This is a genomic window from Amycolatopsis saalfeldensis (assembly GCF_900110575.1).
Taxonomy (GTDB): Bacteria; Actinomycetota; Actinomycetes; order Mycobacteriales; family Pseudonocardiaceae; genus Amycolatopsis; species Amycolatopsis saalfeldensis.
The window spans coordinates 545,451-557,365 of record NZ_FOEF01000002.1 but is presented as its reverse complement, the minus strand read 5'-3'; the positions used below and the strand labels follow the sequence as shown (position 1 = coordinate 557,365).

The 11,915-nt window shown below is 71.1% G+C and carries 10 protein-coding genes; 2 read left to right on the top strand and 8 right to left on the bottom strand.

Annotated elements, in window-relative coordinates:
* Positions 1-23 precede the first annotated feature (23 nt).
* Positions 24-407, top strand: coding sequence for a VOC family protein (locus BMY97_RS06700; RefSeq protein WP_245787185.1), 384 nt, complete (start codon positions 24-26; stop codon positions 405-407).
* A gap of 11 nt (positions 408-418) precedes the next feature.
* On the opposite strand, the gene BMY97_RS06695 is transcribed toward BMY97_RS06700, so the two are convergent.
* From BMY97_RS06695 to BMY97_RS06670, 6 genes are all read right to left on the bottom strand, one after another.
* The gene (locus BMY97_RS06695; RefSeq protein WP_091614013.1) at positions 419-3,274 is read right to left on the bottom strand and encodes a glycoside hydrolase family 2 TIM barrel-domain containing protein; all 2,856 of its coding nucleotides are present in this window, start codon (positions 3,272-3,274) and stop codon (positions 419-421) included.
* Positions 3,275-3,297: 23 nt separating this feature from the next.
* Positions 3,298-4,122, bottom strand: a complete 825-nt coding sequence (locus BMY97_RS06690; RefSeq protein WP_091614011.1) for a carbohydrate ABC transporter permease — start codon at positions 4,120-4,122, stop codon at positions 3,298-3,300.
* Positions 4,119-5,078, bottom strand: a complete 960-nt coding sequence (locus BMY97_RS06685; protein WP_177231213.1) for a carbohydrate ABC transporter permease — start codon at positions 5,076-5,078, stop codon at positions 4,119-4,121. Before BMY97_RS06685 ends, BMY97_RS06690 begins: the two co-directional genes overlap by 4 nt.
* On the bottom strand, positions 5,075-6,364 hold the full coding sequence (locus tag BMY97_RS06680) for an extracellular solute-binding protein (RefSeq protein ID WP_091614007.1): 1,290 nt from the start codon (positions 6,362-6,364) through the stop codon (positions 5,075-5,077). The genes BMY97_RS06685 and BMY97_RS06680 overlap by 4 nt, the downstream gene beginning before the upstream one ends.
* A 109-nt stretch (positions 6,365-6,473) precedes the next feature.
* On the bottom strand, positions 6,474-7,445 hold the full coding sequence (locus tag BMY97_RS06675) for a LacI family DNA-binding transcriptional regulator (RefSeq protein WP_177231212.1): 972 nt from the start codon (positions 7,443-7,445) through the stop codon (positions 6,474-6,476).
* A 127-nt stretch (positions 7,446-7,572) separates the two neighbouring features.
* Positions 7,573-8,970, bottom strand: coding sequence for an amino acid permease (locus tag BMY97_RS06670; RefSeq protein ID WP_091614001.1), 1,398 nt, complete (start codon positions 8,968-8,970; stop codon positions 7,573-7,575).
* Positions 8,971-9,193: 223 nt separating this feature from the next.
* Here BMY97_RS06670 and BMY97_RS06665 point away from each other — a divergent pair, with 223 nt between their 5' ends.
* Positions 9,194-10,132 (top strand): catalase family peroxidase, encoded by a 939-nt coding sequence (locus BMY97_RS06665; RefSeq protein ID WP_091613998.1) that lies wholly within the window; start codon positions 9,194-9,196, stop codon positions 10,130-10,132.
* 6 nt (positions 10,133-10,138) lie between these two features.
* On the opposite strand, the gene BMY97_RS06660 is transcribed toward BMY97_RS06665, so the two are convergent.
* Positions 10,139-10,759, bottom strand: a complete 621-nt coding sequence (locus BMY97_RS06660; RefSeq protein WP_091613995.1) for a helix-turn-helix transcriptional regulator — start codon at positions 10,757-10,759, stop codon at positions 10,139-10,141.
* Entirely contained in the window at positions 10,756-11,859 is a 1,104-nt protein-coding gene (locus BMY97_RS06655) for a threonine synthase (protein WP_245787184.1), read from the bottom strand. The genes BMY97_RS06660 and BMY97_RS06655 overlap by 4 nt, the downstream gene beginning before the upstream one ends.
* Between the last annotated feature and the right edge of the window lie 56 nt (positions 11,860-11,915).

The following is an 11,915-nucleotide window of genomic DNA, read 5'->3' as shown; positions in this document are numbered from 1 at the left end:
TGAGCACGAGGCAGACTGTCGCGATGAAATCACGAACCGGTGGCATGTGGTGGGGGACGGCGATCGAGGCGCCGGACCCGGGCGGCCTGGCGAGGTTCTACGCCGAGCTTCTGGGCTGGCACGTCGGGCACGAAGAGCCGGGAACGGCCATCGTCGCCGCTTCCCCGGAAGGACCGTTTTTCGTCTTCCAGCAGGCGGACGGCTATGTCGCGCCGGTCTGGCCGCCGGCCGCCGGGCAGCAGCGGCCGATGATGCACTTCGACTTCCAGGTCGGCGATCTGGACTCGGCGGTGGCCGAGGCCGTCGAGCTGGGGGCCGTTTTGGCGGAGCACCAGCCGCAGGAGAACGTCCGGGTGCTGTTCGACCCGGCCGGTCACCCCTTCTGCCTGTGCTTCGACGAGGGATGACCGGCTAGCCGTCAGGCAGGCCCGTCCACAGTGGTGAAGGTGAGGGTGAAGCCCGCCTTCTGCGCGTGGAGCCGGTACTGCGGCAACACGCCCGGCCCGCACGACGCCGTGCCGAGACCATGCTGTGCGAGGTCGAGGTTGAGGTGCAGCAGCTCGCCCGGCTCGAGGTCGACGGTGTGCCGGGCCGCGTCCAGCTCCTCGCTGGTCCACCGGCGGGCGCTGAAGTCGAACAACGGCTCGCCGTCGATCCGGATCCCGGCGCCGTCCGCGGAAGTCAGCCGCAGCCAACGGGTGTCGGTGCGATTGCCGTTCTCCTGCGGGTAGACGTACGGCGTCTGCAGCTCCTCGACGGAGCGCGCGAAGCGGCCGACGCGGGCGGCCTGCCGGCTGTCCGCGTACGCCTCGCCAGGCCCGGCGCCGAACCACGCGACGGCGCCGAACGAGCCCGGCACCGCCATCCGCAGTCCGAGCCGGGGCAGGGTGCACGGCCACTCGCCGTCCGGCTCGACCTCCACGCGCAGCCGCAACCGCCCGGCGTCCGCGGTCCAGTGGTAGTCGGCGAGCAGCCCGAAGCCGAGGCCGGGCGGGGCGACGCGGGTGCGCACCACCAGCTCGGCCTCCCGCCGCTTGACGGCGGCCACCCGGTGCTGGAGCCGGTGCAGCCCGGCCGCGCGCCACTGGCTTTCCTCGGACGGCGCCGAGCCGCGGTCGTTGTCGGTCGGCGCGCGCCACAGGTCGAGCCTCGGCCCGTGGACGCGGTGGCCGCCGAGCGTGGTGAGCAGACCCGTTGCGGCGTCGAAGGTTCCGGCGCCGAGGTGCAGCTCGGCACCCTCAAAGCGCAAGGCGGCGCCAGTAGCCGCGGTGGGCGGCAGCGGCGCGGGGACGACCGGGAGCTGCCCCCACGCGACCACGTGACCGGCGGGAGCCCAGGCCGTCGCCTCGGGCAGCGTGGCGCGGACGGTCAGCCAGCCCTCACCCGTGACGTCGGGCAGCGGCGGCAGCGGCACCTCGGCGCTCTGTCCAGGGTGGACGGACGGCACGGCGAGGTCGCCGGAGGCCACCGCCACACCGTCCTCTTCGTACGCCCACGAGAAGGAAAGATGTTCCAGGGAGAGGAAGTCGTAGTGGTTCGCCACGCGGATCCCGCCGGCGGTCGCGGTGATCCGCACCGGCTCGAACACCTTCGCGAACTCCACCAGCCCGGGCGACGGCGTCCGGTCCGGGTGCAGCACCCCGTCGATCACGAAGTTGCCGTCGTGGATCTGCTCGCCGAAATCCCCGCCGTACGCGAAATAGGCGCGGCCCTCGGCGTCAAGCCGGGTGAGGCCGTGGTCGATCCACTCCCAGACGAACCCGCCCTGGCAGCGCGGGTACCGCTCGAACAGCTCGCGGTACTCCAGCAGCCCGCCCGGGCCGTTGCCCATCGCGTGGCCGAATTCGCAGAGCAGGAACGGCATCGCGCGGCGGCGCGCGTTCGGGTCTTCCTGGCGGCCGATCCGGTCGACCTCCTCGTGGTCGGCGTACATCCGGCTGTACACGTCCACGTACTCGCACTCGAAGTCGCCCTCGTAGTGCACCGGCCGCGAGGGGTCGCGCTCGCGCGTCCACCGGGCCGCCGCCGCGAGGTTCCGCCCGGTCTGGGCCTCGTTGCCCAGTGACCACAGCACGATCGACGGATGGTTCTTGTCCCGCTCCACGGTGCGGCGCATCCGGTCGAGGTAGGCGTCTGTCCACTGGGGATCGTCGCTCGGGTTGCCCGCCCAGCCGAGGTCGCCGAACCCGTGCGTCTCGAGGTCGGACTCGTCGATCACCCACAGGCCGTGGACGTCGCACAGCTCGAGGAAGTACGGGTCCGGCGGGTAGTGGCTGGTGCGCACGGCGTTGACGTTGTGGCGCTTCATCAGCTCGATGTCGGCCAGCGCCGATTCGCGGGGCAGCGCGCGGCCGGACTCCGGGTGGTGCTCGTGCCGGTTGACGCCTCGGAACAGCACCGGCGCGCCGTTGACCTTGAGCTGACCGTCGGCGATCACCACGGTGCGGAACCCGATCCGCACCGGCACCCGCTCGGCGGCGGTGTGCACCACCCCCGCGTACAGCCGGGGCGACTCGGCGCTCCACGGCTCAACCGGCAGCCGGACCGTCTCCCCGGCGGGCAGGTCTTCGACGCCCAGCGCCGGCACGCTCAGCAGCACCCCGTCGGCGGCCGTGACGGACAGCGCCCCCTCGCCGGTGACGTGGTCGTAGCCGGCGTGCAGCTGGTAGTCGGCGACTCCGCCGGACGGCCGGGAAAGCAGCGTCACGTCCCGGAAGATCCCGGACAGCCACCACATGTCCTGGTCTTCCAGGTAGCTGCCCGCGGACCACTGGTGCACCCGCACCGCGAGCACGTTGCCGCGCGGGCGCAGCAGATGCCCGGCGGCGAACTCCGACGGCAACCGGCTGCCCTTGGTGACACCCAGCTCCGAGCCGTTGAGCCAGACGCGCCCGCACGAGTCGATGCCGTCGAAGCGCAGCACCGCGGGCTCGTCCGGCCAGTCCGCGGGCAGGTCGAAGGTGAGCCGGTGGTCGCCGGTCGGGTTGTCCGACGGGACCTCGGGCGGCTGCACCGGGAACGGGTAGTGCACGTTGGTGTAAGCCGGTTTCCCGTGCCCGTGCAGCTGCCAGTGGGCGGGCACCGGGAGGGTGTCCCAGGCCCGGTCGTCGAAGTCCTCGGCGTGCATCCCCTCCGGCGCGGCCGCGAGCGAGGGGGAGAGGTGGAACCGCCACGTCCCGTTCAGGCTCACCGCGCGCGCGTCCGAGGCGAACGCGGCGCGCGGCGCGAGCGAACCCCGCCCGGGCGCGGGGTCTTCGAAGTACGACGGCGGCATGGCTTCCTTCCAGTGCGGGGGTTTCAGCCCTTGAGGGCGCCGGCGGCGATGTTGCGGATGAAGTGCCGCGCGCCGAAGAGGAACACGATGATCAGCGGGACGATGGCGACGAGCGTGCCCGCCATGACCACGCTGTAGTCCTTGACGTACAACCCGTTCAGCTGCGAGAGCGCGACCTGCAGCGTCACGTGGTTGGAGTCGATCAGCACGACCAGCGGCCAGAGGTAGTCGTTCCAGGCGTTGACGAAGGTGAAGATGCCGAGGAACGCCAGCGCGGGCCGCAGCACCGGCAGGCCGACCGACAGGTAGGTGCGGAAGAAGCCGGCCCCGTCCATCCGCGCGGCCTCCAGCAGCTCGTCCGGGATGGCGCCGCGGGCGTACTGGCGCATCCAGAAGATGCCGAACGCGTTGGCGGCGGCCGGGATGATCAGCGCCTTGAGGTCGCCGACCCAGCCGAAGTGCGCCATCAGGTCGAACTGCGGGATCGCGGCCAGCTGCGTCGGCACGACGAACGTGGCCAGCAGGATGCCGAACAGCAGCGAGCTGCCGGGGAAGTCGTACTTGGCGAAGGTGAACGCGGCCAGCGAGTCGAAGAACAGCACCAGCAGCGTGGTCACCACCGCGACGATCAGGGTGTTGAGCAGCGAGCCGAAGAAGTCGATCTTCGCGAACACCTGGCCGATGTTGGCGAACAGGTGGCCGCCGAAGGTCAGGCGCGGCGGGGTCGCGTAGATGTCGGCCGTGGTGTTGGACGCCATCACGGCCAGCCAGTAGTAGGGGAACAGGGTGGCGAGGGCGCCGACGATGAGGGCCACGTACGTCACGACGCGCCCGCGAGTGGTGGTCATCGGACCGCCTCCTTGACCGAGCCGCGGGCCGGGCGCTGGACGAGCCGCCAGTTGAGGATCGAGAACAGCACGACGACGACGAAGATGCCCCAGGCGATCGCGGCGCCGTAGCCGAAGTCGTTGTCCGCGAAGGCGGTGTTGTAGAAGTAGAGGACCATCGTCAGCCCGGCGCCGTCGGGGCCGCCGCGGTTGCCGAGCAGCACCTGCGACTCGGTGAAGATCTGCATCCCGCTGATCGCCGACATCACCACGGAGAACAGCAGCACCGGGCGCAGCAGCGGCAGCGTGATGCGGAAGAACGTCTGCGCCGGCCCGGCCCCGTCGATGCGGGCGGCTTCGAACACGTCGGACGGCAGCGCCTGCAGGCCGGCCAGGAAGATGATGGCGTTGTAGCCGGTCCACCGCCAGATGATCATGATCGAGATCGCGCTGCGGATCGCCCACGGGTCGTTGAGCCACTGGACGTGGTCGATGCCGACCAGGCCGAGCACCCAGTTGAGGATGCCGAAATCGTTGGAGAAGATCGACCCGAACACCAGCGACATGGCCACGATCGAGGTCACGTTCGGCAGGAAGTAGGCCACCCGCAGCACGCCCTTGAAGCGCACCGACGAGTTGAGCCCGAGCGCGATCAGCAGCGCCAGCACCGTCATCGGGACCGTCGACATGACCCAGATGACCAGGGTGTTGCCGATCGACTCCCAGAACGTGGCATCGCTGAGCAGGAACCGGAAGTTCTCCAGCCCGATGAACTTCATCGGCCCGACGCCGTCCCAGCGCTGCAGCGCGAGGTACAGCGAGTAGAGCACCGGGTAGAGGCCGAAGACCGCGAACAGCAGGAAAAACGGTGCTATCGCAAGGTATTGGGGCAGGTAGCGCCACCGCTTGCGGCGGCTGACGGGCGCGTGGCGCGCCGGCGCGGAGGCGGGCGCGGTGCCGGGGAGGATCGCGGTCACGAGAGCACCCCCTGACGGCGCAGCAGCCGTTCGACCGAGGCCCGCGCGTCGTTCCACGCCTGTTCCGGATCCTTGCCGGCACTCTCCACAGTGGTCAGTGCGTCGGTGTAGGTGTCGCTGATCGTGATGTCCCACGGACTGAAGTAGACGGACCGCACCTCGCGGGCGGTCTTCGAGAACACGTCCATGGTCGCCTGGCCGCCGAAGAACGGCTCCGGCGCGAGCAGCCGCGGGTCGCTGTACACGGACGGGCTGGGCGGGAACAGGCCCAGCTCCAGGTAGTTCTGGGGCTGGTTCGCGGGCGACTGCAGCCACTTCACGATCTCGAACGCCGCGTGCGGGTCGGGGCAGTACTTCGTGATCGCCAGGAACGAGCCGCCCTGGTTGCCCGCGCCACCGGGGGCCCGGCAGACCCGCCACTTGCCCGACGTCCCGGGCGCGGACTGCTTCAGCTCGCCCGTGATCCACGAAGCGTTGACGAAGCTCAGCTCCTTGCCGCTGTTCCAGGCGGCGTGCCGGTCGATGGACTCGCCGTTCTGGCTCTGGGAGCCGGCATAACCCGCGGTGAGGCCCAGCCGGAACGCCTTGACCGCGCGGTCCCACGCCCGGCGCACCTGCGACTGGTCGTCGAGGTAGTGGTTGTCCCGGTCGAAGTACTTCCGCGGCTCCTGGGCCAGCGAATAGGTGAACACGGTCTTGGTGTCGGTGATCAGGTAGCGGCCGGGCAGCTTCTTCTGCGCCCGCACGCCGAAGTCGAAGTAGTCGTCCCAGGTGGGCACCGCGGCGGCGACGTCGTCGGGCTCGCTCGGCAGGCCGGCCTGGGCGAACAGGTCGTGCCGGTAGTACAGCGCGGCCGGGCCGACGTCGATCGGGAAGCCGAGCTGGAACCCGTCCGGGCTCGCGCCGGCCTGCCACTTCCACGGCAGGTACTCGGGTTTCGACCCTGCCGCGCCGAGGGTGTTGAGGTCGACGAAGTGGTCGGTGTCGGCGAAGTAGGTCGCGATGTCGTCGCCGAGCATGGTGATGTCCGGCAGATAGGCCTCGCCGGCCAGCGCGGCGAGCAGCCGCTGCTTGAGCTCGCCGCTGACCTGCGACGGCGTCAGCTTGGCGGCGGCGAACCGCCGCACGGCCTCGCCGAGCACCTGCTCGGACAGGCCGTTCGAGGTGTACCAGAGCGTGATCCGCCCCGGGTTCGCGGTCGTGGGACTGGTGCAGGCGGCGGCTCCCAGCGCCGCGGCGCCGAGGGCGGCCGCGCCGGTCAGGAGCCTTCGTCGAGTCAACGTCATCGGGGACCCTCCGGGTGTCCGTGAACGCTCCCGTGAACGTTCACGAATTGCCGCGAAGCATGCTTGACCTGGCCCGGGTGTGTCAAGAACCCAGCCAGGACAGCGGGCTTCAGGCGGATTCGCGCAGCAGCAGCCGGGCGCGGACGACGAGGTCGGCGGCCGTCAGCGGGGTGGCGCCGGTGAGCAGCCGGGCGGCCTGCTCGATCGCCAGCGCGCCGACCGCGCGGGTGTCGAGGGCGACGCTGCTCAACGCGGGGTGCACGAGGGTGCCGAGCTCGAGGCCGTCGAAGCCGATCACCGCGAGGTCGGCGGGCACGGCGCGGCCGAGCCGGCGGGCCGCGCGCAGGGCGCCGATGGCGATGATGTCGTTGAAGGTGAACACCGCGGTGAGGTCCGGGTGCGCCCGGAGCAGCGCTTCGAGCGCTTCCGCGCCGCCGTCGACGGACTGGGCGGCGCCCGCGACGGCATCGGCGCCGAGGCCGTGCGCGGCCATCGCGGTGGCGAACCAGTCCAGGCGGACGCTGGGCTCGGCGCGCCCGGCGTGGTCGAGCATCCCGATCCGCCGGTGGCCCGCGGCGACGAGGTGCGAGATCGCTTCGGCGACGCCCTCGGAGCCGGCGATGCGGATCGAGCTGAACCGCGGTGTGTGGTGCTCGCGGCCGATCAGGACGACGGGGATGCCGCGGGTGAAGCGGTCGAGCTCGTCTTCCGGCTGGCTGAAGTAGCCGACGACGGCGTCCACCTGGGACGCGATCACCTGCAGGGTGCCGAGTTCCTCGTCCGCGCTGTCGGCGGTGTCGTAGACGACGACGTGCCAGCTTCGGGCTCGCGCGGCTTCGAGCGCGGCGGCGGCGACCTCGGTGAAGAACGGGTTGCGCAGATCGGGGATGACCAGGCCGATCGTGGTGGTGTCCTGCCGCACCAGCCCGCGGGCGAAGCGGCTCGGCCGGTAGCCCAGCTCACGGGCGGCGTCGAGGACTCGCTGCTTGGTGGCGCCGTCGATCTCGGCCTTGTCGTTCAGGGCGCGGGAAACCGTCTGCCGGGAGACGCCGGCGCTGCGCGCGACGTCGTGGATCGTCACCCTCCGTGACGCCTCCGACGAAATCACTGGTGAAACCTCCCGCGTGCCGGCGCGGGCGCGCGGGCCGGATCCGAGTATGCCCGCACCGGGCCCGCCGGGCCGGATCCGCTCCGGCCCGGCGTCCGGGTCAGACCTCGAGGTCGGCGTCGGCCGGGCGACGGCGCGAAACGAACCGCCAGCCCAGCACGAGCACGACCACGAGCACCGGGATCGAGTAGAACGCGATCTTCTCGGCGCCGTCGGAGAAGCCCATCAGCACGATCACGAGCAGGAGGAACGCGAGCGTGGCCCAGCCCGTGTAGGGCGCCCCGGGCATCCGGTAGCTCGGCCGCTCCAGCTCGCCGCGCAGCGCGGCCTCGCGCATCCGCATCTGCGAGTAGATGAGCGTCGCCCAGGTGGCCACCACGCCCAGCGAGGCGATCGCGATGGCGATGTCGAACGCCTCCGATGGGACGATGTAGTTCAGCACCACGCCGAGCACATAGGCGATGGAGGTGAACAGGATGCCGCCGTAGGGCACGTGGCGGCTGTTCATCTTGCCGACGAACTTCGGCGCCTCGCCCTTGTCGGCCAGCGCGCGCAGGATCCGGCCGGTGGAGTAGAGGCCGGAGTTGCACGAGGACAGCGCGGCGGTCAGCACGACGGCGTTCATCACGTCGCCGATGCCGCCGATGCCCAGGCGCGAGAAGACCGTGACGAACGGGCTCTCGTCGCCGTTGTAGAACGGCCAGGGCAGCAGCATCGCGAGCATCAGCACCGAGCCGACGTAGAACACGCCGATCCGCCACACCACACCGTTGATGGCCTTCGGCAGCACCTTGCGGGCGTCCTTGGTCTCGCCGGCCGCGATGCCGACGACCTCGATCGCGGAGTAGGCGAAGATGACGGCCTGCAGCGTCATCAGCGCGATGCCGATGCCGGCCGGGAAGAACCCGCCGTGGTCGGTCAGGTTGTGCACGCCGGCGGTGGCGCCGCCGATGTTCGCGCCGGTCAGCACCAGCCCGACGGCGGTGACCAGGAAGACCACGATGGCGAGCACCTTGACCACGGAGAACCAGAACTCCAGCTCGCCGAACAGCTTGACGCTCAGCAGGTTCACCGCCAGCAGCACGCCCAGCGCGACCAGCGCGGTGATCCACTGCGGCAGGTCGGGCAGCCACTTGTGCACGTAGATCGCGACCGCGGTGATCTCCGCGATCCCGGTCATCGCCCAGTTGAGCCAGTACATCCAGCCGGAGACGAAGCCGGCCCACGGCCCGATGAACTTGCGGGCGTAGACGACGAAGCTGCCCGACGTCGGCTGGTGCATGACCAGCTCGCCGAGCGCCCGCATGACGAAGTACGCGGCGATGCCGCAGATCGCGTACGAGAAGACCAGCGACGGGCCGACGGTGTGGAGCTTGCCGCCCGCGCCGAGGAACAGCCCGACGCCGATCGCGCCGCCGATCGCGATCATCTGCACTTGGCGTTTGCCGAGTGCTTTGGTGTAGTTGTCACCCTTCTCGGTGACCACTGTGGAATCCATGGTTGCGGGACGCTAGCGGTCAAGGGAGCGGTGACCAAGCACACCAAGGAAGACTTAAGGTGTGCGTCAGATCACGCCAAGGAAAATACTCGAGTTCGCTTCCCTGATTTGACAAACCGGCGCCCGATCAGGCCGAGATGATCTTGGTGCGTTCAGGAACACTTCGGTGCCCGGGCGGACAGAATGCCGGGCGCGGGCCGGGGCGGCCGGTTAGTTTCGCGGGATGACCTCCGAACTGCCGGCCTCGCAGCTGTCCTCGTCCATTGTGGACGAGATCGAGCAGCTGAAGGGCACCTTCCCGGGTTACCGCCGGGCCCACGCCCGCGGCGTCTGCTACGACGCGACGTTCGTGCCGTCCGGTGTCGCCGCCGACCTGACCACGGCCGCGCACCTGGGGAACGAGCCCGTCGCGGCGACCGTGCGGTTCTCCCACACCGACACCGACCCGCACCTGCCCGACGCCGACCGGGCGGTCCGCGGCTTCGCGACCAAATTCCACCTGCCCGGCGGGGGTACCACCGACCTCGTGACGATCAACCTCGACCGGTTCATCGCCTCGACCCCGGAGGACTTCCTGCACCTGCTGGAGGCCGCCGAGCCGGACCCGGCGACCGGCGCGCCCGACCTGGCGAAGGTGCAGGCGCACGTCGCCGCGCACCCGAGCGCGGGCCCGGCCCTCGCGGCCGCCGCGAAGCTGCCGACGCCGCGGAGCTACGGCACCACCACGTACTGGGCCGTGCACGCGTTCCTCTGGCGCGGGGCCGACGGCGTCGCCCGGCCCGTGCGCTACCGCTGGGAGCCGGTGGCGGGGGAGGCCGTGCTCGGCGAAGGCGAGGGCGCGGACTGGTCCGCCACCCAGCTCACGGAGGAGCTGGCCCAGCGGCTCGGGGAGGGCCCGGTGGAGTTCACGCTGAAGGTCCAGCTGGGCGAGCCGGGCGACCCGACCCACGACTCGACGCTGGTGTGGCCGGCCGAGCGCACCGAGGTCACCGCCGGACGCCTGTCGATCACCGCCGAGGTGGCGGACCAGGAGCACTGGGCCGCGCAGGTCTTCGACCCCACCCAGCTGACGCCCGGCATCGAGCTGTCCGACGACCCGGTGCTGGCCGCCCGCAGCGCGATCTACGCGGTGTCCTACGACCGGCGCAGCCACGGCCGCTGATCAGTTTCAGCGCAGGTGGTTGTAGACCGTCGCGCGGGAGACGCCGAGCAGGCCGGTGAGCGTGGCGACCGCGTGCTTGACCTCGAGGTGGCCGCCGGACTTCAGCTCGCGCACGAGCTCCCGCTTCGCCGCTGCGGGCAGGCTGCGCGGGGTGTGGCCGCGCGCGGTCGCGAACGCCTCGGCGGCGGCGCGGAGATCGTCGGTGGTGCGGGCGCGCAGCGTCTCCGCGACGGGCAGGTCCTGGTCGTCGGTCCGGGCCAGCGCGGTCAAACTGGCCGAGACGGTGGTCAGCAGCGAGACGTCGAGGTTCAGGCACAGCGCGGCGATGTAGTCCCCTTCGCGGTTGCGGATCCCGATCGACGTGCTCTTCGCGGGGCGGCCGTCGGGCAGCCGGTTGGGGTAGTTCTGCAGCACGTCGGGGAAGCCCGGGTCCTGGATGCGCGCCAGGCCCAGCTCCGTCGCGGGGTCGCCGGCCGACCGGCCGGACAGCCCGCCCTCGATCACGCGCACGGCGTGCCCGGGGTCGCGCAGGTCGTGCAGCACCGCCTCGCACAGCCCGGGGAACATCCGCCCGACGGCGATCGTGATCTTCTCCGCCTCCCGGAACAGGAGTTCGTCCTCGGTCACAGGAGCCCGCCGATCGTCGTGGCGGCCTTGAGCCCGGAGCCGGTGAGGACGACGACGGTCGTCTCGCCGGGCGCGATGACCCCGCGGGCACGGAACTGCTCGACCGCGGCGGCGGCCGTGGCGCTGGTCGGCTCCGCGTAGAGGCCGATGGCGGCGAGGTCGCGGGTGGCGGCGGCGATTTCGTCCTCCTCGATCGCGACGGTGGTGCCGCCGGAGCGCCGGATCGCGGCGAGCACCTCGGGCAGCCGCACGGGCTCGCGGATCGCCGTGCCCTCGGCGATCGTCGGCGCGAACGGCCGGGCCGGGGCGCCGCGGAAGGCCGCGTCGATCGGCCCGCAGTGGGCCGGCTGGGCGACGAGCAGGCGCGGCCGCTTCGTGATGGCGCCGGCGGCGAGCAGCTCACCGAAACCGAGGTCGCAGCCGAGCACGATGCTGCCCGCGCCGGCCACGGTGACGACGTTGTCCGGCGCGGTGAAGCCGAGGTCCTCCCACAGCTCGTAAGCAAGAGTTTTGGTGCCCTGCAAGAAGAACGGGTGCCAGTTGTGGCTCGCGTACGTGGTCTCGCCGGACCGGCGCAGCGCCTCGGCCGCGGTGTCGTCGCGGGTGCCCGGGACCAGCTCGACCTTCGCGCCGTACGCGCGGCTCTGTAAGACCTTCGCGGGCGAAGTCGCTTCCGGCGCGAGGATGGTCGCCGCGATCCCGGCCGCGGCGGCGTATGCGGAGACCGACGAGCCGCCGTTGCCGGAGCTGTCCTCCAGCACCGCGGTCACCCCGGCTTGCGCGAGGACAGACAGCATCACGCTGCTGCCGCGGTCCTTGAAACTCCCGGTGGGACTGAACCATTCGAGCTTGAACCGGGTGCCGTGCCCGCGCCACGGCAGCTCGACCAGGGGAGTGCAGCCTTCGCCGAGCGAGATCGGGCGCCGGATGCCGCCGGGCAGCGCCGCGCGGTAGCGCCACAGCGACCTCGTGCCGGCTTCGACGTCCGCCCGCGTGATCCCGGGCATCGGCTCGACGCTCAGCGGCGCCCCGTCGTCGCCCCGCCAGCGCAACGGGTCGAGCGGGTAGCGGCGATCGGAGCGCGCGTCGAGGTAATCCACGGGTGGAAATGTTGTCCAAATCTGGACTGAATGTCAACCACGGTGGTCACCGGAAC